The sequence below is a fragment of the Streptomyces ureilyticus genome, assembly GCF_011045025.1.
In the GTDB taxonomy this organism is placed as follows: Bacteria; Actinomycetota; Actinomycetes; order Streptomycetales; family Streptomycetaceae; genus Streptomyces; species Streptomyces ureilyticus.
In genome coordinates this window covers 57,144-81,780 of record NZ_JAAKZX010000007.1, presented here as the reverse complement: position 1 = coordinate 81,780, position 24,637 = coordinate 57,144, and the positions used below count along the sequence as shown (strand labels likewise).

19 protein-coding genes are annotated in these 24,637 nt (G+C 70.1%); 12 read left to right on the top strand and 7 right to left on the bottom strand.

Going from position 1 to position 24,637, the window contains the following annotated elements; all coding sequences use genetic code 11:
- Positions 1-37 precede the first annotated feature (37 nt).
- Positions 38-997 (top strand): DUF3048 domain-containing protein, encoded by a 960-nt coding sequence (locus tag G6048_RS03780; protein WP_165337978.1) that lies wholly within the window; start codon positions 38-40, stop codon positions 995-997.
- A 60-nt stretch (positions 998-1,057) separates the two neighbouring features.
- Here G6048_RS03780 and G6048_RS03775 read toward each other — a convergent pair whose 3' ends face one another.
- A complete protein-coding gene (locus G6048_RS03775) occupies positions 1,058-1,519 on the bottom strand; it encodes a MarR family winged helix-turn-helix transcriptional regulator (RefSeq protein WP_165337977.1) in 462 nt (153 codons plus the stop codon).
- 230 nt (positions 1,520-1,749) lie between these two features.
- Here G6048_RS03775 and G6048_RS03770 point away from each other — a divergent pair, with 230 nt between their 5' ends.
- The 7 genes from G6048_RS03770 to pcaDC are packed head-to-tail and all read left to right on the top strand — an operon-like array spanning position 1,750 to position 8,266.
- A complete protein-coding gene (locus G6048_RS03770; protein WP_165337976.1) occupies positions 1,750-2,505 on the top strand; it encodes a CoA transferase subunit A in 756 nt (251 codons plus the stop codon).
- Entirely contained in the window at positions 2,505-3,155 is a 651-nt protein-coding gene (locus G6048_RS03765; RefSeq protein WP_165337975.1) for a CoA transferase subunit B, read from the top strand. Before G6048_RS03770 ends, G6048_RS03765 begins: the two co-directional genes overlap by 1 nt.
- Complete coding sequence (locus G6048_RS03760) at positions 3,152-4,393, top strand: thiolase family protein (RefSeq protein ID WP_165337974.1); 1,242 nt, start codon at positions 3,152-3,154, stop codon at positions 4,391-4,393. The genes G6048_RS03765 and G6048_RS03760 overlap by 4 nt, the downstream gene beginning before the upstream one ends.
- 33 nt (positions 4,394-4,426) lie before the next feature.
- Positions 4,427-5,197, top strand: a complete 771-nt coding sequence (pcaH, locus tag G6048_RS03755) for a protocatechuate 3,4-dioxygenase subunit beta (RefSeq protein WP_165337973.1) — start codon at positions 4,427-4,429, stop codon at positions 5,195-5,197.
- A gap of 2 nt (positions 5,198-5,199) precedes the next feature.
- Positions 5,200-5,775, top strand: a complete 576-nt coding sequence (gene pcaG, locus G6048_RS03750; protein WP_165337972.1) for a protocatechuate 3,4-dioxygenase subunit alpha — start codon at positions 5,200-5,202, stop codon at positions 5,773-5,775.
- A complete protein-coding gene (pcaB, locus tag G6048_RS03745) occupies positions 5,772-7,145 on the top strand; it encodes a 3-carboxy-cis,cis-muconate cycloisomerase (protein WP_328825665.1) in 1,374 nt (457 codons plus the stop codon). Before pcaG ends, pcaB begins: the two co-directional genes overlap by 4 nt.
- Complete coding sequence (gene pcaDC / locus G6048_RS03740; RefSeq protein WP_165337971.1) at positions 7,142-8,266, top strand: bifunctional 3-oxoadipate enol-lactonase/4-carboxymuconolactone decarboxylase PcaDC; 1,125 nt, start codon at positions 7,142-7,144, stop codon at positions 8,264-8,266. Before pcaB ends, pcaDC begins: the two co-directional genes overlap by 4 nt.
- 134 nt (positions 8,267-8,400) lie before the next feature.
- Here pcaDC and G6048_RS03735 read toward each other — a convergent pair whose 3' ends face one another.
- Together G6048_RS03735 and G6048_RS03730 are read right to left on the bottom strand one after the other, a co-directional pair.
- A complete protein-coding gene (locus G6048_RS03735; RefSeq protein WP_165337970.1) occupies positions 8,401-9,195 on the bottom strand; it encodes an SDR family oxidoreductase in 795 nt (264 codons plus the stop codon).
- A gap of 430 nt (positions 9,196-9,625) precedes the next feature.
- On the bottom strand, positions 9,626-12,271 hold the full coding sequence (locus G6048_RS03730) for an ATP-binding protein (RefSeq protein WP_165337969.1): 2,646 nt from the start codon (positions 12,269-12,271) through the stop codon (positions 9,626-9,628).
- 272 nt (positions 12,272-12,543) lie between these two features.
- On the opposite strand from G6048_RS03730, the gene G6048_RS03725 reads away from it, so the two are divergent.
- The gene (locus G6048_RS03725) at positions 12,544-13,548 is read left to right on the top strand and encodes a DUF2510 domain-containing protein (protein WP_165337968.1); all 1,005 of its coding nucleotides are present in this window, start codon (positions 12,544-12,546) and stop codon (positions 13,546-13,548) included.
- 142 nt (positions 13,549-13,690) lie between these two features.
- Here G6048_RS03725 and G6048_RS03720 read toward each other — a convergent pair whose 3' ends face one another.
- Positions 13,691-14,314, bottom strand: coding sequence for a TetR/AcrR family transcriptional regulator (locus tag G6048_RS03720; protein WP_165337967.1), 624 nt, complete (start codon positions 14,312-14,314; stop codon positions 13,691-13,693).
- Positions 14,315-14,539: 225 nt separating this feature from the next.
- Here G6048_RS03720 and G6048_RS03715 point away from each other — a divergent pair, with 225 nt between their 5' ends.
- Both G6048_RS03715 and G6048_RS03710 read left to right on the top strand, forming a co-directional pair.
- Complete coding sequence (locus G6048_RS03715) at positions 14,540-15,376, top strand: phosphatase PAP2 family protein (protein ID WP_165337966.1); 837 nt, start codon at positions 14,540-14,542, stop codon at positions 15,374-15,376.
- On the top strand, positions 15,373-16,335 hold the full coding sequence (locus G6048_RS03710; RefSeq protein WP_165337965.1) for a DMT family protein: 963 nt from the start codon (positions 15,373-15,375) through the stop codon (positions 16,333-16,335). The genes G6048_RS03715 and G6048_RS03710 overlap by 4 nt, the downstream gene beginning before the upstream one ends.
- Before the next feature lie 28 nt (positions 16,336-16,363).
- Here the strand turns inward: G6048_RS03710 and G6048_RS03705 are convergent, their stop codons facing one another.
- The 3 genes from G6048_RS03705 to G6048_RS03695 all read right to left on the bottom strand — a co-directional run bounded on the left by G6048_RS03705 (position 16,364) and on the right by G6048_RS03695 (position 22,698).
- Complete coding sequence (locus tag G6048_RS03705) at positions 16,364-18,427, bottom strand: phosphocholine-specific phospholipase C (protein WP_165337964.1); 2,064 nt, start codon at positions 18,425-18,427, stop codon at positions 16,364-16,366.
- A gap of 188 nt (positions 18,428-18,615) precedes the next feature.
- Positions 18,616-21,282 (bottom strand): discoidin domain-containing protein, encoded by a 2,667-nt coding sequence (locus G6048_RS03700; protein ID WP_165337963.1) that lies wholly within the window; start codon positions 21,280-21,282, stop codon positions 18,616-18,618.
- A 249-nt stretch (positions 21,283-21,531) separates the two neighbouring features.
- Positions 21,532-22,698 (bottom strand): alpha-hydroxy-acid oxidizing protein, encoded by a 1,167-nt coding sequence (locus G6048_RS03695; protein WP_165337962.1) that lies wholly within the window; start codon positions 22,696-22,698, stop codon positions 21,532-21,534.
- Positions 22,699-23,093: 395 nt separating this feature from the next.
- Between G6048_RS03695 and G6048_RS03690 the strand changes: the two genes are divergently transcribed.
- Positions 23,094-24,443 carry an ABC transporter substrate-binding protein gene (locus G6048_RS03690; RefSeq protein ID WP_165337961.1) on the top strand — a complete coding sequence of 450 codons (1,350 nt, stop codon included), beginning with the start codon at positions 23,094-23,096 and terminating at the stop codon, positions 24,441-24,443.
- Positions 24,444-24,637 lie beyond the last annotated feature (194 nt).

Genomic DNA, 24,637 nt, shown 5'->3' with positions numbered 1-24,637 from the left:
AAAAGCGGCGAAACGGGGCACAGTGGACAGCGAAGGCATGAGGCGGGCGGGGCTGCGGGGGCGCACGAGGCGCACCACGGTGGTGACGGCGGTACTGGCCGCCTTGCTGGCGGGCTCCGCGATGGCGGGTTGTACGCCGAAGGAGACCGACGACGGTCGCGGGCCGGGCGACGGCAGTCCGGGCGCCGGTTCCGTACTCGCCGTGAAGATCGACAACGCGAGTCGGGCTCGGCCGCACACGGGCATCGACGCGGCGGACATCGTGTATGCCGAGCAGGTGGAGGGTGGGCTCAGCCGGCTGATGGCGGTGTACGCGACCAAGTTTCCGAAGGCTGTCGGGCCGGTGCGCAGTGCGCGTGAGTCCGATCTGGAGTTGCTACGACAGTTTGACGAGCCGACGCTTGCCTTTTCGGGGGCGCAGGGGAAGTTGCTGCCGCTGATCGACGAGGCGCCGTTGCACGCGGCGCCGCCGGAGGAGAACTCGAAGGCGTACTACCGGGGCACCGACAAGCCCGCGCCGCACAACCTGTATCTGCGCCCCGGGCGGCTGCTGAAGTCCGCCGCCGGAGCGGAGGCGTTGACGACCGGCTTCGAGTACGGGGCGCTGCCTGCGGGCGGCACGGCCGAGTCCTCGCACACCGTGCGCTTTCCTGCGGCCCGCTTCACCTTCACCTGGTCCCAGAGCCGGGATCGGTGGCTGGTGTCGATGGACGGCAGGCCGTCCACGACGACCGATGGGCCGCAGATGGCTGCCGCGACGGTGGTTGTGCAGTACGTGGATGTCCGCGAGTCGCGGTTCAAGGACTTCCTGGGTAACAACACGCCGTACACCGAGACGGTGGGGTCGGGCAGGGCGAAGGTTCTGCGCGACGGTCGCGCCTTCGACGCCGACTGGAAGCGGCCGTCGGCCGAGGACGGAACCGAGTTCACGACTCGGGACGGCGAGCCGCTGCCGTTCGCCCGCGGGCAGGTTTGGGTGGTGTACGCGAAGGCGTGACGCGTTCGTGGGCGGGGGATTTCTTTCCCCAGCCCCGCCAGCCACAACGGCGCCGCAGCGTCAAACCGCACCCAGCGGTTCCCCCGGGTTCCGCAACCCCTCCGCCGCGTCCGACACCCTATGGAGCAGGTCGAAGAACACGGCCTGCTCCTCGGCCGACAACGGCGCCAGGAACACCTGATTCATCCGAGCCGTCCGCACCGTCAGCTTGCGATGCGTGCGCACCCCCTCGTCCGTGAGGCGGAGCAGGAAACGGCGGCCGTCCTGCGGGTCGCGCACCTTGTCGAGGAGACCACGGCGACCGAGCCTGCTGATCACCTCGGCGATGGTGGACCGGTCAAGACCCACCCGCTCCCCCACGGTCCGCTGATCAAGGCCCGGCTCGGCGACGAGCGCGTTGAGCACCGCGAACTGCGGCGAAGTGATCTCCTCGGAGACCATCGTGTTCCACAGCAGGTGGTGCGCCTGCTGCAGCCGCCGGGCCAGGTGCCCGGGGTGGGTGGTGAGGTCCACCGCGCCCATGTGCGCTCCTCGAATTCGTCGGTGTACTGAACGATACCGCTCACGGCACACCACTGTCTGCACCGAAGCGACCTAGCCCTCACCAGCCATCACATGCCATTACGTGCGAACTCTTGACGATCGAACCGACCGGTGGCAGCGTGAGGGCAAGCTCGCAGAAATAGTCAGTGTGCTGAGCAATAGGTTCAGTGACAAGGCCGCTGACCGCTCGAAGGGATGGGGCTTCACGGATGGACAAGGTGGTCGCCACAGCCGCCGAGGCGGTGGCCGATGTACCGGACCGCGCATCGCTCGCGGTCGGCGGTTTCGGGCTGAGCGGTGTGCCGAACGTGCTGATCCAGGCTCTGTACGAGCGCGAGGTCTCCGCTCTGAGCGTGGTCTCCAACAACTGCGGGGCGATGGAGTCGGGACTCGCGATACTCCTCGCTGCGGGCCGCATCGCCCGCGTCACCGGGTCGTACATCGGAGGGAACAAGGAGTTCGCCCGGCAGTACCTGGCCGGTGAGATCGAGGTCGAGATGATCCCGCAGGGCACCCTGGCCGAGCGGCTGCGGGCCGGCGGCGCCGGCATCCCCGCCTTCTACACCCCGGCCGGCGTCGGCACCCAGGTCGCCGACGGCGGACTGCCCTGGCGGTACGACGGTGAGGGCGGCGTCGCGCTCGCCTCGCCGCCGAAGGAGGTGCGGGAGTTCGACGGCACGGAGTACGTGCTCGAGCACGGCATCCGCACCGACTTCGCCCTCGTACGGGCGGCCAAGGGCGACCGGCACGGCAACCTCGTCTTCAACAAGTCGTCCCGCAACTTCAACCCCCTCGCGGCGATGGCGGGGCGGGTGACGATCGCCGAGGTCGAGGAACTCGTCGACCCGGGCGCGATCGACCCGGACGCGGTGCATCTGCCGGGGATCTTCGTCCAGCGGGTGCTCGCCCTGACCCCCGAGCAGGCGGCGGACAAGAAGATCGAGCAGCGGACGGTGAGCTCCTGATGGCCTGGACACGTGAAGAGATGGCCGCCCGCGCCGCGCGCGAGCTGGAGGACGGCCAGTACGTGAACCTCGGCATCGGACTGCCGACGCTCATCCCCAACTACCTCCCGCCGGGCGTCGAGGTGATCCTGGAGTCCGAGAACGGCATCCTCGGCACCGGCCCGTACCCGACCGAGGACCAGGTCGACCCGGACCTGATCAACGCGGGCAAGGAGACCGTCACGGTCCTGCCCGGCGCCTCGTACTTCGACTCGTCCCTCTCCTTCGGGATGATCCGCGGCGGCCATATCGATGTCGCGGTACTCGGCGCCATGCAGGTGTCCGCCGGCGGGGACCTCGCCAACTGGGCCATCCCCGGCAAGCTGATCACCGGGATCGGTGGTGCCATGGACCTGGTGCACGGAGCCCGCAGAGTGATCGTCGTGATGACGCACACCGCGAAGGACGGCTCGCCGAAGATCCTTCAGGACTGCGCGCTGCCGCTCACCGGCAAGGCGTGCGTCAACCGGATCATCACGGATCTGGGGGTACTGGACGTGACGGACGAGGGCCTGGTGCTGGTGGAGACGGCACCGGGGGTCGAAGCCGAGGAGATTGTCGCGAAGACCGCCGCGAAGGTCCGCACTCCGGAGGAGATGGAGATCGTATGAGGGACGTCTACATCGTCGATGCCGTCCGCACTCCGTTCGGCAGGTACAACGGTTCGCTGGCAGGCGTACGCCCGGACGACCTCGGTGCGCACGCCATCCGTGAACTCCTCGCCCGTACGCCCGGCTTGGACCCGTCCCGGATCGAGGACGTGTACTTCGGCAACGCGAACGGCGCGGGCGAGGAGAACCGCAACGTGGGCCGCATGGCCGCCCTCCTCGCGGGCCTGCCCACGTCCGTGCCCGGCGTGACCGTCAACCGGCTGTGCGCCTCCGGACTGGAAGCCGTCATCCAGGCCGCGCGGGCCATCGCGCTCGGCGACGCCTCCATCGCCCTGGCCGGCGGCGTCGAGTCGATGACCCGCGCCCCGTACGTGCTGCCGAAGAGCGACAAGCCCTTCCCGGCCGGGCACACCGAGCTGTACTCGACGACGCTCGGCTGGCGCATGGTCAACCCGAAGATGGACCCGCAGTGGACCGTCCCGCTGGGCGAGAGCGCGGAGTTGATCGCCGACAAGCACAAGATCAGCCGGGAGCAGCAGGACGAGTACGCGCTGGCCTCCCACCAGAAGGCGGCCCGCGCCCAGGCGGACGGCTTGTTCGACGCCGAGCTCGCGCCCGTGTCGATCCCGCAGCGCAAGGGCGACCCGGTCGTGTTCGGCGCCGACGAATGCGTACGACCTGATGCATCCCTGGCCGCGATGGCCAAGCTCAAGCCGTCGTTCCGTAAAGCGAGCGAAGCGAGATGGGGGTCCCCCCGGCCGAAGGCTGGGGGAGGCACGGTGACGGCGGGCAACGCGTCGCCTCTCAACGATGGTGCCGCCGCTCTACTCCTCGTCGACGAGGAGGGCCTGAAGGCCACCGGTCGCGAGCCGCTCGCCCGCGTCTCCGCCTCCGGTGTCTCCGCGATCGACCCGCACTACTTCGGGCTCGCCCCCGTCGAGGCGGTCAACCGCGCACTCGCCAAGGCGGGCAAGGGATTTGACGATCTTTCGGCTCTCGAACTCAACGAGGCCTTCGCCGCCCAAGTGCTCGGCTGTGTCGCCGAGTGGCCCGAGTTCGACCCGGCGATCCTCAACCCGCAGGGCGGCGCGATCGCCCTCGGCCATCCGCTGGGCGCCTCCGGTGCCCGGCTCGCCGGGACCGTCGCCCACCAACTCGCCCGGCGTGGCTCGGGAGTTGGCGTCGCCACCCTCTGCATCGGCGTCGGCCAGGGTCTGGCCCTCGTCCTCGAACGCTAAGACCGCCCAGGACCCGCAGGAATCGGAATCCTCATGACGCTCACTCAGTCGGACATCGACGTCGAGATCAACGACGCCCAGAACGCGTACGACAAGGCCGTCGCCGGCGGCGCCCCGGTCCAGCACCACCCGCCGCGCGACTACGCCCCGTACCGCAGCTCGGTACTGCGGTACCCCAAGCAGCCGCTGGTCGCGGTGAGCGGCGGCGATCCGGAGACGGTCGAGCTGTCCGGTCCGGTGTTCGGTCCGACCGACATCACCGAGATCGACAACGACCTCACCGTGCAGCACCAGGGCGAGCCGCTCGGCGAGCGCATCACCGTCTCCGGGCGGCTGCTCGACCGCGACGGGCGCCCGGTGCGCGGCCAGCTCATCGAGCTGTGGCAGGCCAACGCCTCGGGCCGGTACGCGCATCTGCGTGACCAGCACCCGGCGCCGCTCGACCCCAACTTCACCGGTGTGGGGCGGACGCTGACGGACGATCAGGGTCGGTACGTCTTCCGGACGATCAAGCCGGGCGCGTACCCGTGGCGCAATCACACCAACGCCTGGCGCCCCGCGCACATCCACTTCTCCGTCTTCGGCACGGCGTTCACGCAGCGGCTGGTGACGCAGATGTACTTCCCGAACGACCCGCTCTTCCCGTACGACCCGATCCTGCGCTCGGTGACCGACGAGTCGGCCCGCGACCGCCTGGTCGCGGAGTACCAACACGACCTTTCGCAGCCCGAGTTCTCGCTCGGCTACGAGTGGGACATCGTGCTCGACGGTCCCTCCGCCACCTGGATCGAGGAAGGTCGCTGAACATGGCCGAGAACACCACGGGGCACGTCCTGCCCACGCCCTCCCAGACCGTCGGCCCCTTCTACGGGTACGCGCTGCCCTTCCCCGAGGGCGAGCAGGTCGCGCCGAAGGGGCACCCCGACCAGATCACACTGCACGGGTACGTCCTGGACGGCGAGGGCAAGCCGATCCCGGACGCCGTCCTGGAGTTCTGGCAGGCGGCTCCGGACGGCTCGCTCAAGGGCGCCCCCGGTTCGCTGCGCCGCAACCCGGTGACCGGCGGCTATCTCGGCCGCAACGGCACCGACTTCACCGGTTTCGGGCGGGTCGCCACGGACGCCGACGGGCACTACGCGCTCTACACGCTGCCTCCGGGCAACGCCGGGCTGCCGTACATCAGCGTGTGCGTGTTCGCGCGCGGTCTGCTGCACCACCTCTACACGCGGGCGTATCTGGCCGACGGCGCCGACCCGTTGCTCGACTCGCTGCCGGCGGAGCGCCGGGCCACGCTGGTCGCACAGCTCGGTGAGCGGCGCACGTACCGTTTCGACATCCGCCTTCAGGGCGAAGGCGAAACGGTCTTCCTGGAGTTCCCGTGACACCTGCACCCTTCCGGCGGGAGGTGCCCCCGGGCGACACCGACGGCCTGCTCGCCCCCGGGTGGGCGGGGTCTCCCGCCGCCTCCGCGACCGGCGACACCGCCTTTCTCCAGGCGCTGCTGGACGCGGAGGCGGCGCTCACCCGCGCGCAGGCCTCGCTCGGCCTCGCGCCCGCGGAGGCCGCGGCGGCGGTGGACGCGGCGGCTTCTGATGGCGCGCGCTTCGACGTTCATGACCTCGCGCTGCGTGCGCGGGGTGGCGGCAATCCGGTGATCCCGCTGGTCGCGGAGCTGACCGCGGCGGTCGGCGCGGTGGATGAGGCGTACGCCCCGTACGTCCACCGGGGCGCGACCAGCCAGGACATCATGGACACGGCGATGATGCTGGTGGCCGCGCGGACCCTTGACCTCGTCCTGGCGGACCTGGCCCGTACGGAGCGTGCCCTCGCCCGGCACGCTCGGGAGCACCGGAACACGGTCATGCCGGGACGGACGCTGACACAGCACGCGGTGCCGACGACCTTCGGTCTCAAGGCGGCGGGTTGGCGGTCCCTGGTGCTGGACGCACGGGATCGCCTGCAGGCGGTACGCGACGCGCTCCCGGCTCAACTCGGGGGCGCGGCAGGCACGTTGGCGGCCTTCACCGCGTACGGGGCTGCTTCTGCCGACGTCGGCGCGCTGGTCGAGGCGTACGCGCGTGAAGTCGGCCTCGCCGCACCGGTGTTGCCCTGGCACGCGCTGCGCACTCCGGTCGCCGATCTCGCGGGGGCGCTCACGTTCGCGGCGGGCGCGCTCGGCAAGACGGCGGCGGACGTACTCACGCTCAGCCGTACGGAGATCCGCGAGCTGAGCGAGGGCTCCGGTGGCGGTTCCTCCGCGATGCCGCACAAGGCGAACCCCGTGCGCGCCACGCTGATCGCCGCCGCGGCCCGACGTGCGCCGCAGCTCGCCGCGACGCTGTACGGCTCGCTGGCCGCCGAGGACGAACGCCCCGCCGGTGCCTGGCATGCCGAGTGGGAACCGCTGCGCGATCTGCTCCGCCTGGTCGGTGGCGCGGCGCGCGACGCGGCCGAGCTGGCCGAAGGCCTCCAGGTGCACGCGGACGCGATGCGCGCCCACCTGGACCTGACGCATGGCCTGATCGTCTCCGAGCGGCTGTCCGCCGAACTCGCGCCGGTACTCGGGCGTGCCCGCGCGAAGGAGCTGCTCACCCGGACTGCTGAGCGGGCCACTGCGGAGAACCGCCCGCTCGTCGAACTCCTCGCCGAGGAACCCGAGTTGAAGGATGTCGACTTGGCAGTCCTCGCGGACCCGACCCAGTACACCGGCTCCGCGGGAGCCCTCACCGACCGTGCTCTGGAGCGACGTTGACAAGTGAGCTGCTCAACCACCGCGCCGAGGGACCCACCACCGCTCCCCCGCTGCTCCTCGGCCCGTCCCTCGGCACATCGACGGCCCTGTGGGACAAGGTCGCACCCGAACTCTCCATCACCCACCGGGTCGTACGCTGGGATCTGCCCGGCCACGGCGGCTCGCCCGCCGACCTGATCGGCCCCGGCGCGACCGTCGCCGACCTGGCCTCGCTCGTCCTCTCCCTCGCGGACTCACTCGGCATCGACCGCTTCTCGTACGCGGGGGTCTCGCTCGGCGGCGCGGTGGGGCTGCAGCTCGCGGCGTACCACCCGGAGCGGATCGATCGCCTCGCCGTGATCTGCTCCTCGGCCCACTTCAACGGGTCCAAGCCGTGGGAGGAACGGGCCGCGCACGTCCGCGCGAAGGGTCTTGGCGAGCTCGCGGCGAACGCCAACTCGCGTTGGTTCACGCCCGGTTTCACCGTTCCGGAGCTCGTCGAGGACCACCGTACGGCGGACCCCGACGCGTACGCCGCCTGCTGTGACGCACTCGCGGCCTTCGACATCCGCGACCGGCTGCCGCAGATCACCGCGCCGACTCTCCTCGTCGCCGGCCGCGACGACCCGGCGACCCCGCCCGCGCACCTGCGGGAGATCGCCGACACCGTGCCCGGTGCCGCACTCACCGAGCTCCCGGGCGCCTCGCACCTGGCCCCCGCCGAGCGGCCGGAGGCCGTACTCACCGCTCTGCGCGGGCACTTCGACGGTGGGGCGAAGCGGGGCATGGAGGTACGCCGGCAAGTGCTCGGTGACGCGCATGTGGACCGCGCACAGGCCCGGCAGTCTCCGTTCACGGCCCGCTTCCAGGACTTCATCTCGCGCTACGCGTGGGGGGAGATCTGGACGGACGACACGCTGTCGCGCCGCGAACGCAGCCTGATCACGCTTACGGCGCTGGTCGCGCACGGCCACTATGACGAGCTGGCGATGCATGTGCGCGCGGCTCGGCGCAATGGGCTGTCTGCCGAGGAGATCGGCGCAGTACTGCTGCAGACGGCTGTGTACTGCGGGGTTCCGGCGGCCAATTCGGCGTTTGCGGTGGCTCAGGGGGTGTTGGCTGAGGAGGACGGGGTGGCGTGAGGTGGGTGGGGTCGGCACCCTGCCCCGAGCGGGATGCCCCACCGAAGCCAGGGCTCACCTCCGCGACCTCGCCACCAATCTCGCCCACCACCATGCGCCGTCACCAACGTCCTGACCCGCAACAGCTAGGCGGCCTACGCGGTTGTGGCGATGCCGCCGTCGACGGGGATCACGGCGCCCGTCAGGTATGCGCCTGCCCGGCTGGCGAGGAACACGGCGACACCCGCCATGTCGTCGTCGCGGCCGATCCGGCGTAGTGGGGCCGACGCCGCGATCGCCTCGCCGAACTCATCGAGGGTTGCAGCCATCATCGTCGACGGAAACGGTCCCGGCGCCACGGCGTTCACGGTGACGTGCTGCGGTCCTAGTTCCTTGGCGAGCACTCTGGTGAGTTGATGCAGCGCCGCCTTGCTGCTGGAGTACGAGTAGTTGGGCCGCTGGGGGATGTGGATGGCGGCGATGCTGCCGATGTTGATGATCCGCGCGGGATCGTCGGCGGTGCCCGCCCTGCGAAGTGCGGGCAGCAGCGCCTGGACCAGCCAGAACGGCGACTTCAGGTTGAGGTCGACGACCGTGTCCCAGGCCGCGTCTGGGAACGTCGCCAGCGGCTCGTCCCACAGGGCGCCCGCGTTGTTGACGAGGATGTCGAGACGCTCCGAGTCGGCGGTGACGAGGTCGGACAGTCGCCGGCACTCGTCGTGGCGGGACAGGTCGGCGGGGATGGCCCGCACCTCACCGAATGTGGACAGCTGTTCCTGCGCCTGAGCGCACGCTTCTGCGTTGCGTGAGCTGATGACCACGCGGACGCCCGCCTGGAGAAGGCCACGCGCGATCATCATCCCGATGCCTCTGGTGCCACCGGTGACGAGCGCGCGCTTTCCACACAGATCGAAAAGTTCTGCATGCGTTGTGAATTGGTTGTCTACCACTTGCCGCCTTTCTCGTTGGTCGTGCGGGATCCTGCGTCGACGCGTCGGGTGTTCGGTTCAGTCAGGCAGCCTTCCGGGACACCGGCGAGACCCTGGTGATACCGGCATGCCCTGAACGCTATGGCCCTGGCGTGCACTCCAAGCAAGCGGAACAGGTAAGAAATCGGCAGGGTGATCCCGCGGGTCGGCGGCCGTTCCTCTTGTTTCTCGGCGACGGCACACGAGCCGGTGTTCCCGGGGGCACGCTCGGCGTCGATGCCGTCGGGTGTGGCTGCTCGGGCCCTGGTCTCGGTGCGGGTCCCGCGTTGCGGAGGCCGTGTTCGATGGCCGTCATCACGCGACGCAGGCTAGAAGCAATCACCTCGGACAGCGAACCAATTCCTGACGCGCCGTTGCGCAGCCAGTGTGATCAGTTGGCCACCGCGCTAGGTCAGCGCAGCCTCTCCAGCCCCTCCCGCGCCCTCGTCACCAGGCCGTCCGCTCCGCAGGAAGCGGCCAGGGTCAGGCCGTGCTCGAGTTCCGACGCCGAGCGGGACGCGATGCCGTAGTCGATGCGGGCCAGGGCGTGTTCGTAGGAGGAGGGGGAGGACTCCAGGTAGGTGACGGCTCGGGCGTGGAAGTCGACTGCTCGGTGGCCGGTTTCCAGGGCGGCGCCGCAGCGGAGGGCTTCTCCTATGGCTGTGTCGGTGCCGAAGCGTTCGGCCTGGGCTCGGAGTTCGGATGCGATGTCCGCGGCGCGACGGGGGTCGGAGGCGGCGAGGGCGCGGGCCAGTTCGCCGGCCCAGGGGGCCATCACAGGGTTGTGGCCGCCTCGGGAGGCGGCTGTCTTGGCGGCGACCTCCAGTTCGTTGACGCCCTCCTCGACTCGTCCGGTGGCGATCAGGAGGCGGCCGCGGACGGAGTGGGTGTCGGGGGTGACGTTCGTGGAGGGGTGGGGCGGCTCGAAGGCGTACTGTTCGGCGATGGCCTCCGCCTCGCCTACGTGGCCGCGGGCGAGCAGCGTGTCGATGAGCATGCAGGCCACCAACCAGTGCATGGGCAGGCGCCGGCCCACCCGGTCGACGAGCCGCAGCGACTCGCGCAGGAAGTCCTCCGCGTCGCGGAGGCGGCCCCGTCTGCGGTGCACATAGCCGCCGTAGGCGAGCGCGAGGGCCAGATGGCCGCCGCTCCAGCCGGCGATCTCGTACGAGCGCCGGGCCTCGGTGAAGAGGCTTTCGGCGCGGTCGAGCCGGTCCGCGAACGTGTAGGAGAGGCCGAGCATCATCAGGAGCTCGAAGGTCCACTCGGTGTCGGTCCAGCCGAGTCCGGGCGCGAGGCGGCCGTTGACGAGGGCGCGGTCGCACAGTTCGACGACCTCCTCGGCATTCTCGCCGCGGGTCGCCGCGTCGAAGGCGCGCAGGATGAGCAGGGCGCGCTCGGAGTTGTCGCGGCCGGTGAGCGGTTTGACGAGTTCGGCGAGGCGGCGGGAGCGGCCGGGTGCGTCCTGCTCGCCGGTGTGGAGGCCTTCCCACATGTAGTGCACGGCCTGCAGACGCATCCGCTCGGGGCCCGGCTTGAGCTGGGTGACCTCCTCGTCGATCGTGCGGATGGCCTCCTCCAGCTGGTCGTTGTGGACGAGCGCCTGGGCGAGACGGCAGACGGCGTCGACGCGCAGTTCGCGATCGAGGCCGTGCAGGGTGAGCGCTTCGCGCAGGTGCTGGATCGTGGTGGCCGGTGAGGTGAGGAGGGTGGCGCAGCCCAACTCGTAGAGCACGCGCGCGTGGACCTCGGGGAGCGGCGGTTCGAGCAGGGCGCGCTCCAGACAGCGGCGGGCCGCCTCCGGGGCGCCGACGGCGAGATGCTCGCGGGCGGCTTCGCGCATCTGCGCGACGAGTTCGGGGTCGTCGTCCGGGTGCACTTCCAGGAGGTGGCGGGAGGCCGCCGCGGCTCCGAGGCCCGAGGCGGTGACGACTGAGGCGGCCACGCCGTGCATCGCGGTGCGCAGGCCGTCCGGGATGGAGCGGTAGACGGCGCCGGCGATCAGCGGATGGACGAACTCCAGCTCGCCGTCGGCCACTTCGCCGTTCGCCCGGTCGGCTTCGGTGAGGATACGGGCCGCGCCCAGCAGTTCGGCGCAACGCTCGGCCTCGTCCAGTGGCATCCCGGCGAGTTCGGCCGTGAGGTCGAGGGTGATCCGGGTGCCGAGGATCGCGGCGGCCCAGGCGAAGCGGGTGGCGTCGACGCCGAGCCCTTCGAGGCGGTCGACGAGGCCTTTGCCGCGCGCCGACTGGTTGAGTCCGCGCAGTTCGCCGGCCGATTCCTCGACCGGTTCGAGTGCGCTGTCCTGGACCTTGGCGAGGAGTTCCACGGTCTCGTACGCGTTGCCGCCGGTGACCGCCCACACCTCCCGGCAGAACGGGGTGTCGGCGTGTTCGCCGAGCGTGGCGCGGGTGAGTCCGGCCGTGGCGTCCGGTGTCAGCGCGCGCAGAGCGGCGGTCGGGAGGGACTTGGCGCCGATCGCGTGGAGATGGCGGGCGCTCTCGCCGGTGATTGCCGTGGGGCGGCGGGCGACCACGACGAGGACGGGCAGGTCGCCGAGGCGTTCGGTGAACGCGGCCAGCCAGTGCAGGGTCTCCTCGTCGGCCCAGTGCGCGTCGTCCACGAGCAGCACCAGCGGCCACTCGCGCCGGGCGAGCCTGCGCACCGCCGCGACCAGTCCGTCGCACACGTACTGCGGATCGGCCTGGCGCTCGCCCGCCTCCGCTATGCCGAGGGCGGGTCCGGCGATGTCGTACCAGTCGCCGAAGTACTCGCGTGCCTCGTCCGGCATGAGCGATACGAGTGCGGGCTGCAGCAACTGCCGTACGACATTGAACGGGACGGATGTCAGGGTCTCGGCGCCGCGCGCCGACCACACCGTGCAGTGGCGGTCCAACGCGATCCGGCGGGCCTCGGCGAGCAGTGCGGTCTTCCCGATGCCCGCCTCGCCGCTGAACACCAGCACGCTGCCCGCGTCCGAACCGGCGCACAGCGCGTCGACGGCCTCCGCGATCACGGAGAGTTCCGCGTCGCGCTCCCACAAGGGAGCCTCCGTCATCCCGCTACCTCCCCAGGTCGCCCAAATGACGTACAGGCCATGAGCCTAGTCCTCCCCGAGCCGTCATGGCGCCTGGTCGGGGCGCCTGTTGGCGTCACGAGTGACAGCCGCGGACGCAAGACGACGGACGAGGCCGCCGACCAGGTCCGGCAAACGTCGCCGACCGTCAACAGGCGGTCCGTACGCGGGAGTCGGCGGGGTGCCCGGAGGCGAGACTAAATCGGTAGGGACCCTCTCATCTTGATTTCACACGAGCCACATACCGTGTCCCCATGACCCACGTGACTCCCCCCGGCTGGTACCCCGACCCCGGGCAGACAACTGACGGCGGCCCCGCCACACAGCAGCGCTGGTGGGACGGAGAGGCGTGGACGGAGCAGACCCGTCCCGCCGCGGCGGCAGCCGGATGGGGCCCGCCGGCCTACGCGGCGTCCCCCGGGGCGACGTACCCGGACGCGTATCCGGGGGCGTACCCGGGCGCCTATCCGGACATGCCGCCCCGCCCTCCGCGCCGCGGCCTGCGGATAGGCATCGCGATCGCCGCGGCGGTGGCGGTGCTCGCGGGCATAGGCGGCGGGGTGTACGCGTTGACCGGGAGCGGCGGCTCGGACGGCGGCGATCAGAGCAACGCCCGCCCGGCGCCCACCCAGCCCGGCCCCGACGGGGAGGACGGCGGCCGGCGCGCCCCGGACGACGGTGAGAGCCAGGCTCCGGAGCAGCCCGAACGGCCGCAGACCGAGGAGGGTTACGCCACCGACGTGCTGAGCGGCATCAGCATTCCGGTGCTCGACGGCTGGGCGGGGCAGTCCGGGAAGAACGGTGGTGCCTCGGTGTCGACGGGGCCGTATCCCTGTCCTGGTGACACGTCTCAGCAGTGCGTGCGCGGCGGCGCCAACTCGTTGCCCGCCGTGGCCCTGGAGATCAAGGCGACCACCGCCGAGGCGGCGGCGAAGGAGGACATCTCCAAGAACGCCGAGGAATCATACGGCGGCCCGACCTACGGCAAGATCACCTCGAACACCGAACTCGCCTCCAAGGCGGTGACCGTGGCGGGCGAGAAGGGCTACGCGGTCCGCTGGAAGGTCGTCACCAGCAAGGGCGACGACGGCTACATCGAGTCGCTGGCGTTCCCCTCCCCCGCCAACCCGAAGATGCTCGTGATCGTCCGCTTCGGCTTCGACGACAACGAGAAGGCCCCGAAGCTTTCCGTGATCGACGAGATCACGAAGGGCATCAAGGAGGCCGCGGGCGGTGGCGGCAGCGGGGAGCGGGTCTGATCTGACATGGATCCGGCCGGGTGGGGTGCCTCTCCGCTCAAGGAGGCTCCCACCCGGCCGGGGGTACGCGCCGCCCCCGTCCCCACGGTGCGGCGCGAACAGGCCGTCGTCCGGTCGTTCCACGGAGCCGACGGCCTGAGTCTCAGGTGACCTCCGGCAGTCCGAGGGCGGGGAGCAGGGCGGCGTCCACGTACCGGACAAGATAGTCGGCGTCCGCGTACCGGCCCTCCAGGATCGGGCGTACGCGGATCATGCCGAGCAGTTGCGCGGGAACGAACTCCAGGGCCGGCTGGTCGGCGGCGATCTCGCCGCGGTCGACGGCGCGTTGGAGCATCTCCTCGATGGCCGCGCGTTCGGGTTCGATGAGCGCGTCGTGCAGCGCGCACCGCAGTTCCGGGTCCTGCATGACGGCGTGCCCGAGGGCTTGTACCAGTTTGGTGTCGTCGTCGGACCGCTCGCCCGCGGCCCGTGCCGCGGCGCGCAGATCGCCCGCGAGCGAGCCGGTGTCGATGCCCGCGAGCCGCGGAGAGTGCAGGGCGCGCAGCGCCGCCGCCACGAACTGGGGCTTCGTCTTCCACTGCCGGTAGAGCGTGGACTTGCTGCACTTGGTGCTGGCGGCGATGCCCTCCATGCTCAGCGCGTCATAGCCGCACTCGCGGATCTGGTAGAGCGCGGCATCGAAGAACTCCCGCTCACGCTCAGGCGTGAGCTTGGAGCGGCGCGCGGCGACGACCATCTCCGGGTCGTCCGCTGCCTGCGGCGTCATGGCTCTTCTCCTCGCTCGTCTCCGGGGCCCGGCGGCCTGTGCTGTGGCTTGTGCTGTGGCCTGCTTCGTGGCCCGGTTCCAGTGTGACGTAGGTCCATCGATACGCCACTGTACCGAAACTGAACAGTTTCGGTACAGTGGCGTATCGGTACGGCGGCGTATCGGTACCGTTGCGTATCGATGAGTCGATGAGTCGATGAGTCATGGACAGCAAAGGGGCCGGGGATGGCAGCGCTAGCAGAGCCTGCAAGAGGCGGAGCCACCGCGATACGACGGCCGCCCCTCGTCCGCGAACTCCTGCTCGTCGCGGGACTCTTCCTCGTCTACAAACTCGGCCGGCTCCTGGTCACCGGCCACACCGGCGAGGCCTTCCGCAACGCCGACCACGTCTGGGACCTCGAACGGGCCCTGCACCTGCCCGGCGAAGGCGCCGTACAGTCCGCGCTCCTTAACAGCGACACCCTCGTACACCTCGCCAACACCTACTACGCGACCGTGCACTTCCCCGCCACCGCCGCCTTCCTGATCTGGCTGTATCTGCGCCGCCCCACGCACTACGTCTGGGCCCGCCGCGCCCTCGCCGCGATCACCGCCGCCGCCCTGGTGGTGCACCTCACGTTCCCGCTCGCCCCGCCGCGGATGCTCGGCATGGCAGACCTCGTGGACACCGGGCAGGTGTACGGGCCGACGGTGTACGGGGCCTCGCCGGAGGCGGACTCACTGTCGAACCAGTTCGCGGCGATGCCGTCGCTGCACTTCGGGTGGGCGCTGATGGTGGCGATCGGCCTCATCGTCGCCACCAGGTCGCGGTGGCGCTGGCTGTGGCTGCTGCATCCGCTGCTCACCCTGCTGGTGATCGTCGGTACGGCCAATCACTACTGGCTCGACGCGGCCGTGGCGGCGGCACTGCTGGGCGGCGTACTCGCGGTGGTACTCCCCCAGACTTCGTCCGGGGGGACCCCCATCTCGCTTCGCTCGCCGCACCCGACGACGACGGCGAACGAGCCCTCGAAGCCCGTGGCTTCGGCGAAGGCACCGGAACTCGTGGGAGCCGTCCGATGAACGCCACCGTCCTCGCCGTCGTCCTGTCCCTCTTCTCCTCCGTCGCGTACGCCGCCGCTGCCGTGGCCCAGGAGCGGCTGGCCTCCCGGAACTCCGACTCCGGTGTGCTGCGCTTGCTGGGCAGCGGCGCGTGGTGGTGGTCGGTCGCGCTCAACGCGTCCGCCGCACTGCTGCACGTGGCCGCCCTCAAGTACGGGCCGCTCACCCTGGTCCAACCGCTCGGCGCGCTCACCCTGGTCGCCGCGGTGCCGCTGGGCGCGCGGATGGCGGGGCGGCGGGTCAGTGCCGTCGAGTGGCGCGGTACGGCGCTCACCCTGGCCGGGCTCGCCGCGCTGCTCGTCACGGCTTCCGGGCCGGCGCCCGACGACGTGCTGAGCGCGCCGGAGGCCCTCGCCGTCGCGGGCACCACCGCGGCCGTGATCGGCCTCCTGTGCCGGCCCGGCACCCGCCCCGGCCTGCGGCACGCGACCGCGTCCGGCTTCGCCTCGGGTGTCGCCTCCGCGCTCACCCAGACCGTGACAGTGGCCGCGACCGACCGCTCAGGTCCACTCCTCAGCGTGCAGGTGATCGTGGTCGCCCTGCTGGTCGCGGCCTTCGCGGCGGGCGGACTCCTGCTGGCACAGACCGCCTACCGCGACGGCCTCGGCGCACCCCTCGCGGTGGTGACCCTGGCCAACCCGGTGGCCGCAGCGATCATCGGCCTCGCCCTGCTCGGCGAGGGCCTGCGGGGCGGAGCCGCGGGCGTGCTGCTCGCGCTCGCGGGGGCGGCGCTCGCGGCCCGGGGCGTGGTGACGCTGTCCCGCCCGGTTCCGGAGCCCGCTCAACTGCCCACGGAGCAGCCCGAAGAAGCCGAGGAGCACCCGGTCGCCGCGGTGCTCGCGCTGAACCCCGAATCGGCGTCGTACGAACCGGCGTTGGTGCCCCGGCGACCCGCGCCAGGACACCTCACGCCGCTCTGAGTGACGTACGGCCGACAGCCCTTCCCGATCACATTCCGCTGCCCACCCCGAACGCCGGGTCGCTGACCCCCGGCCGCCCGTTCTCGACGTGTCCGGCGAAGCGCCGCAGGAACGAGCTGTCGGTGCCGGAGGCGACGACGGTCAGGTCGTACCAGCGCCTGCTCGCCCGCAGATCCACGGTGTGCGTCACCGTCGCCCCGGGCCGCACCTTGAACGTCCTGGGCCGCCCGCCATAGCTGTTGCCGACCTTGAACGTCACCGTGCCTGAGCCCTTGTTCGTGAAGGTCAGCTCCACGTCGTCCCCGGCATGCCGCGCGGTGACCTCCGGTCCGGCCGCCTTGCCGGGGCCCTTGAACGTGCGCAGGAAGCCGTTCGGCCCGTGCACCGTGAGGTCGTACGAACCGTTCGAGTACGCGGAGTTCCAGGTGTCCGACACGCTCTTGCCGGCCTCGGTGGTGTACGTCCACGGGCCGTCGGTGCGGTTGCCGGAGGTGACGTGGAAGGAGGCGCCCGCCTTCTTGCCGGAGGCGAAGGTGAGCGTGAACGTGCCGGCCGCCGGGTCCGCGGAACCGTCCACCCTCGGCGCGTACTTCAGGGGGCGGGCCGGGCGCAGACCGCGCTCCTGCTTCGGCATGCTGGGGTCGGCGGGGACCGCCGGCTTGTAGTCGGGATGGCGCTCGCGGTCGGCCGGTTCGTAGTCGTCGGTGTCCGGCAGGGCGGACGGCTTGCTGTCCTTGCGGGAGAAGTCGAAGGCGGAGGTGAGGTCGCCGCAGACGGTGCGCCGCCACGGCGAGATGTTCGGCTCGCGCACTCCGAAGCGGCGCTCCATGAACTGGAGGATCGAGGTGTGGTCGAGGGTCTCGGAGCAGACGTAACCGCCCTTGCTCCAGGGCGAGACGACCAGCGTAGGCACGCGCGGGCCGAGGCCATACGGGCCGGCGACGTATTTGGAGTCCCCTGGGAAGAGGTCCAGGGTGACGTCGACGGTGGACTTGCCCTGTGCGGCGGACCGCGGCGGCAGCGGCGGCAGGACGTGGTCGAAGAAGCCGTCGTTCTCGTCGTAGGTGATGAACAGCGCGGTCTTCGACCAGACCTCGGGGTTGGAGGTGAGCGCGTCCAGGACCTGGGCGATGTACCAGGCGCCGTAGTTCGTGGGCCAGTTGGAGTGCTCGGAGAACGCCTCGGGGGCGGTGATCCAGGAGATCTGCGGCAGCTTGCCCGCCTTGACGTCGGCCTTCAGCTGGTCGAAGTAGCCGTCGCCGTTCTTGACGTCGGTGCCGGTGCGGGCCTTGTCGTAGAGCGGGTCGCCGGGCTGGGCGTTGCGGTACTTGTTGAAGTACAGCAGCGAGTTGTCGCCGTAGTTGCCGCGGTAGGCGTCCTGGATCCAGCCCCAGGAGCCCTTCGCGTCCAGGCCGTCGCCGATGTCCTGGTAGATCTTCCAGGAGATCCCGGCCTTCTCGAGGCGCTCGGGGTAGGTCGTCCAGTCGTAGCCGAGCTCGTCGTTGGCCATGACGGGCCCGCCGCCCTTGCCGTCATTGCCGGTGTGGCCCGACCACATGTAGTAGCGGTTCGGGTCCGTGGAGCCGATGAACGAGCAGTAGAACGCGTCGCAGACCGTGAAGGTGTCGGCGAGCGCGTAGTGGAAGGGGATGTCCTCACGGGTCAGATACGCCATGGTCGTGGTGCCCTTCGCGGGAACCCACTTGTCGTACTTGCCCCCGTTGTAGGCGGCCTGCCCGTCGGGCCAGCTGTGCGGCAGGCCTTCCAGGAACTGCATGCCGAGGTCGTCGGCCTCCGGGTGGAAGGGCAGTAGGTCCTTGGAGCCGTCCGGCTGGTGCCAGACCGGCTTACCGCTCTCCAGCGTGACCGGGCGTGGATCGCCGAAGCCGCGGACGCCTCTGAGGGAGCCGAAGTAGTGGTCGAAGGATCTGTTCTCCTGCATCAGTACGACGATGTGCTCGACGTCCTGGATGGTGCCGTGGCGATACCCGGCGGGGATGGCCGCGGCCCTGGCGATGCTGTCCGACAACGCGGTGAACGCCGCGGTGCCGCCTGCGAGTTGGAGGAAACGACGCCGATTCACTTCAGACATGGGCAGGAGACCTCTTGTCCTGACGGTGGCGCGAAACGGGGGACCTGAGCGGGCTGAGTGTTCCAAGAGCACCGAAGGTCAGGGAAGGCCCAGTGGCGCATGTGTGACAGGAGGCGGTACGCGTGACGAACACGCCAAGCCGGGCGGCGGGACCCGCATCCCGCCGCCCGGCCGCATGTTCGCGGGGGTCAGCGTCTGATGGTCAGCCAATCCAGTGCGGCAACCTGCCGTTCGCCCCGCGCCACGAGGTAGAGGTCATGCGTGCCCGTGACCTTGCGCTGCAGCGGCACGGACTGCTCCCGCCAGTCGGCGGAGCCCTTGATGGGCAGCACTGCGGCGAGCGGACCGTCCGGAGCGTCCAGGCGGAGTTCGAGCGAACAGTTCCGCGCGCAGGTGGACGCGCTGCGTACGGTCAGCTGTCCGCCGTCGACGTTCACGTCGCGGTAGCCCACCCAGTCGCCGGAACCGAGCACGCCCGTGGCAGCGGTGCCGCGCTCAACGCCCCGTACCACCGTGGCCTTCTCGGCGTGCAGCGTCGAGGTGGCGTCGGGCCCTTCGCCGTACAGCCGGATGTCGTTGGCGACCCAGGGAACCGGTCCGCGCTCGGTGAGCGTGATCTTGATGTGGCGGGCGGTCGTCTGGCGGGGGAACACGGCGTCCTGCGTGAACGAACGGCCGGAGACCCGGGCGAGCGGCTCTCCCCAATGCTTGCCGTCGCGGCTGACCGAGACGGAGAAGCCGTACGGCTGACCGCTGGTGTCGCGGCCCGCGTCGAGCGAGAGGCGGTCGAAGGTCTTGGCTTCGCCGAGGTCCACGGTCAGATCCTGGCCCGGTGCCTGTGAACTGGCCGCTGTCCAGCGGGTGTTGATGTCGCCGTCGGTGACGGCGGAGGCGTCGGTGCCGTCGCTGGCGGTCGCGGTCCACGCGCCGTGCCGTACTCGCTGCTGGCAGCCCGGCAGATTGCAGCCGGTCGACCAGATCGGCTCGCCGTACTCGTACGCGCCCTGGTCGGGAGCCGCGCCCCGGACATCGGTCGTGACGCCGTCGACCTTCTCGCCGGCGTCGATGGCGGGCGAGTCCGGCTTCAGCCACAGCTCGCCGTTGACGGCATCCGTGTATCCGGGCTTCTCGCTGATCAGGTTGGAGCGGACCACCGGCAGTGGGTCGCCGGTCTGGCTGACGCTGATCGGCATCGGCCCGATGATGTTGCTGATGTACGTACCGGAGGCGTCCGTCGCGCCGCTCAGCCGCACCGATTGCTCACTGATGCCCACGCCGTAGCTGGAGTTGTGGTCACGGTTGGCGATGCTCGGGCCCGTGTGGCCGTTGAAGAAGGTGCCGCGGGCGCCGGTGTTCCAGGCGACGTTGTGGTGCAGCAGGAAGTGGCCGGAGTAGTTGTCGACGTAGTACCCGACCTGGCCGTCCGCGTCGTGCGAGGTGTTGTGGTCGATGGAGCTGCCGGAGCCGTTCAGGCTGCAGCAGACGTAGAAGGGCGAGCCGTCGCGTGAGGTGCGCATCGCTTCGGACATGTCGTTGTAGGCGATGCGATTGTCGTGGTATTCGGTGCCGTTGAGCTGCCAGGCCGTGTCGATGGCCGCCCGTCCGGTGCGGCGGATGGTGTTGTGGGTGACGGTGTGGCCGTTGCCGTTGACCTCGATGCCGGGGGTGTAGCTGCCCATCCAGCCGACGTCGTGGATGTAGTTGTTGGCGACGGTGTGGCCGGTGCCGCGCACCAGGACTCCGTCTCCCGCGGACTGCGAAATCTCGCTGTTCTTCAGGGCGTTGCCGGTGCCGAGGAGTTGCACGCCCGAGTCCAGGATCCGGGAGGCGACGATATGCCCTTCGAAGGGCTCGATCGCGAGATCGCTGTCGGGCGGCATGGGGAGCGTGGAGAACTCGGAGATGTACTCGGCGCGCAGGCGGTCGACGGTGACTCCCGTACTGTCGTTGCCCGTTCGCAGCGAGGTGCCGAAGAGATTCAGACCGCGGACGGTGACGTACGAGCTGTCGCTCAGGTCGACGCCCCAGAGCCGGTGTTTGGCGGTCACCGTGTGCCCGGCCATACCGCCCTTCGGCGGCACCATGTAGAGCCGGTGCGCGGACTCGTCGTAGTACCACTCCCCCGGCCGGTCCAGGGCGGCCTTCGAGCCCACGAGGTAGTAGTTGCGGTAGTTCTGGTCGCCCATGCACAGCGGCGGGCAGCGGTAGTTGCCGCCCTTGAAGTCCAGCTTGCCGGGCGCGGCGGCGGTGACGGTGCCGGTCTGCTGGGCCCAGGGGTTGGAGCCTGCCCACAGGTGCACGGTCGCGCCGGTCCAGTCGGCCTCGGGCAGGTCGGTGTCGTCGATGTGCTGGTCGGTGGAGGTGGGGTCCGCCTCGGCCCAGGTGATGTTCAGCGGGTCGGCTCCGGAGTTGGGCCAACGGCCTTCGGCGGCACGCTCGTTGTCCAGGAACACCGCGTTGAAGTCGGGGTCGGGCGGCAGCTCGGTGTCGGCGGCGACCAGTCCGCCGCCGGCGTCCCGCCACCCGGTCACGGGCTCGGTCCCGTCGACGGTCACCGGGCCGTCGCCGTACGCGGCGATGGTGACCGGGGCGTCCTTGGTGCCGGACGGAGGTGTGACCTGTTCCCGGTAGGTACCGCGGTGGACGAGGCAGGTGTCGCCGGGGCGGACGCGGGAGAGGCAGGCGCCGATGGTACGCAGCGGCCGCGCGGCGGTGCCGCTGGCGGTATCGGCGCCGGCGGGGGCGACGTGGTACGCGCGCCCGGCGGCCGTGTCCGCGACAGCCATCGGCGAGGACAGCACGAGCAGTACGGCTAAGGCGGCGAGGAGGGACAGCTGTCTGAGCGCGGTTCTCATGAACTGCCTCCGGGGGGTGGGGGGTTCGGAGTGGCTCACGCCGAGCGCGATGGTTACGACGGTTTTCGCGACGTGCGACCGCCACGGAAACGTAGAAGATTCATCCGATGACGTCAACGGTTCGGGCGGGATTGAGCTTGGGGAGGCAAGACATATTGGCCGAACTTGCCGGGGTGGCGGGCATCTAGGTATTCGCCACCCCAAGGCCCTTCACTATAGATCCGATGTATCGGTCGCGAACCCCTCGTCTCACATGACGCGCTGGAGGGCTTCCGGAGTGAGATGGCCGAGGGTGGGATAGCCATCGACAGCCATGATCAAGTCGGCTTCGGCGAGCAATGAGCGCAGCACGTGCACGACACCCGCGGTGCCGCCGAGGGCGAGGCCGTAGGCGTACGGCCGGCCGATGCCGACAGCGGTGGCGCCGAGGGCGATGGCCTTGACGATGTCGGCTCCGCTGCGGACGCCGGAGTCGAACAGGACCGGCAACCCGTCAGCGGCCTCGACGACAGCGGGCAGTGCTTGAAGGGCGGGGAGGCCGCCGTTGGACTGCCGGCCGCCATGGTTGGAGCAGTAGATGCCGTCCACACCGCCGTCCTTGGCGCGCCGGGCGTCCTCGGGGTGACAGATGCCCTTGACGATCAGCGGCAGGTCGGTGAGTGAGCGGAGCCAGGGCAGGTCGTCCCAGGTGAGGGGGTGGCCGAAGACCTGGACCCACTGCAGGACGGCCGCTTGGGGATCCTCCTCCGGTGTGCGGGTCAACCGGGACCGGAATACCGGGTCGGAGGTGTAGTTCGACAGGCAGTGCCCACGCAGCTGGGGGAAGTTGCCGCCGGCCAGATCGCGCGGGCGCCAGCCGGGGACCCAGGTGTCGAGGGTGACGACGATGCCCTTGAACCCGGCCGCCTCGGCCCGGCGGACGAGGCTTTCCGCCAGGTCGCGATCCTTCGGCGTGTACAGCTGGAACAAGCCTGGCGTGTCGCCGAGTTCGGGGACGACCTGCTCCATGGGGTCGACGGAAAGGGTGGAGGCGACCATGGGCACTCCGGTGCGGGCGGCGGCCCGTGCGGCGGCCAGGTCGCCGTGCCCGTCCTGGGCGCACAACCCGATGACCCCGACGGGGGCCATGAACACCGGCGACGGCCACGTCATCCCGAAGAGCTCCACCGACAGGTCACGCTCGGCAGCACCGACGAACATCCTCGGGGTGAGCCCCCAGTGCTCGAAAGCCGTGACGTTGGCCCGCTGCGTCCGCTCGTCCCCGGCGCCTCCGGCGACGTACGACCACACCGAGGACGACATCGCGGCCTGAGCCTTCGCCTCCAGCTCCCCATGGCTCATGGGGAAAGGCGACAGCTCCCCCACCAGCCCGTTGAGGTAGATCTCGTCCTGGTAGGAGCCGAACGTCTGCTTCATGTGATGCCTTTCAAATCGCGTAGGTCAGCAGGGTGGGTGACGTGCTCGTGCCAGGTTGTACGACTCGCAGCCGGAGGACAGGAGATCGCGGGAATTCCGCACCCAGACCACGGCCGCACCATGATCACCGATGACGGTGAACGATAGATGCACATAATTTTTCTCGCACTATGCGTTAACAATGCCCTCATCTCCTGCTAATAATTCTGCATCGATACCGCGCCCCACACCCCAGGGCCGCACCCACCCCCTTCTTGGCCGGGCTTCAGTCGAGGTCGCAACGAGGCTCACCCCCGAAGAGCCGCCGTTCCGCACGCGTGCCGCGCGGAGTCCTCCACGGGAGCTCCTGCCCGTACGCCGTTTCCCGCTCCACCCGCACGAGAGGTCCCCGACACATGCGCTCGACCAGATACGCCCTCATCGCCGGCGCCGCCGCCACCGCCCTCCTCGCCACCTCCTGTTCCGGAGCCGGAGCCGGCGGCTCCTCCGCCGGAGGGGACAGCATCAACGTGCTGATGGTCGGCAACCCGCAGATGGAGGACATCGCGAAGCTCACGAAGGACACCTTCACCAAGGACACCGGCATCAAGGTCAACTTCACGGTGCTGCCCGAGAACGAGCTGCGCGACAAGGTCACCCAGGACATCGCCACCCAGGCCGGTCAGTACGACGTCGCCACCATCGGCGCGTACGAGGTGCCCATCTGGGAGAAGAACGGCTGGCTGCACGAGCTCGGTTCGTACGCCGACAAGGACAAGGGCTTCGACAAGGCCGACCTGCTCAAGCCCATGGTCCAGTCACTCTCCGGTTCGGACGGCAAGCTCTACGGCCTGCCGTTCTACGGCGAGTCGTCCTTCCTGATGTACCGCAAGGACGTCTTTGCCGAGAAGGGCCTGACGATGCCCGAGCACCCGACCTGGCAGCAGGTCGCCGACCTCGCCGCCAAGGCCGACGGGGCCGAGCCGGGGATGAAGGGGATCTGTCTGCGCGGCCTGCCGGGATGGGGCGAGCTCGGCGCGCCGCTGACCAGCATGGTGAACACCTTCGGCGGCACCTGGTTCACCAAGGGCTGGAAGGCCCAGGTCAACACCGGTGGCTTCAAGGAGGCCACGACGTTCTACGTCGACCTGGTGCGCAAGCACGGTGAGGCGGGGGCGCCGCAGGCCGGGTTCACCGAGTGCCTCAACGGGATGAGCCAGGGCAAGGTCGCCATGTGGTACGACGCCACCAGCGCGGCCGGGTCACTGGAGGACCCGAGCAGCAGCAAGGCGGCCGGCAAGATCGGCTACGCGTACGCACCCACGATGAAGACCGACAGCAGCGGCTGGCTGTGGGCCTGGGCCTGGGCGATGCCGAAGACCACCAAGAAGGCCGACGCCGCCTCGAAGTTCATGCTCTGGGCGTCCAGCAAGGAGTACGAGAAGCTCGTCGGCGAGAAGCTGGGCTGGCCGCGGGTGCCCGCGGGGAAGCGGGCCAGCACCTACGAGATTCCCGAGTACAAGAAGGCCTCCGCCTCCTTCGGTGACATCACCCTGAAGTCCATCCAGCAGGCCGACCCTGCCAACCCGGGCACCCAGCCGCGGCCCACCGTGGGCATCCAGTTCGTCGCCATCCCCGAGTTCCAGGACCTCGGCACCAAGGTGACGCAGGAGATCTCCGCCGCCATCGCCGGCAAGACCAGCGTGGACAAGGCGCTCAACGACGGCCAGAAGCTCGCCGAGGACGTCGCCAAGAACTACAAGTGAGCCGCCCATCCCCGGCCGGCCACCCGGTCGGCCGGGGCGCCGTCCCCCGCACGCCCCCCATCCGCCGACCGCGGAGAAAAGCCACGCCCTTGACCTCCTCCCCTTCATGAACGAAGGGGATTCCTTCCCTCGCGGGTTGGGCTTTCTGCTTCACAGCCCGCAGCCACCTGGGGTTACCAGCAAGGGACGGTGTA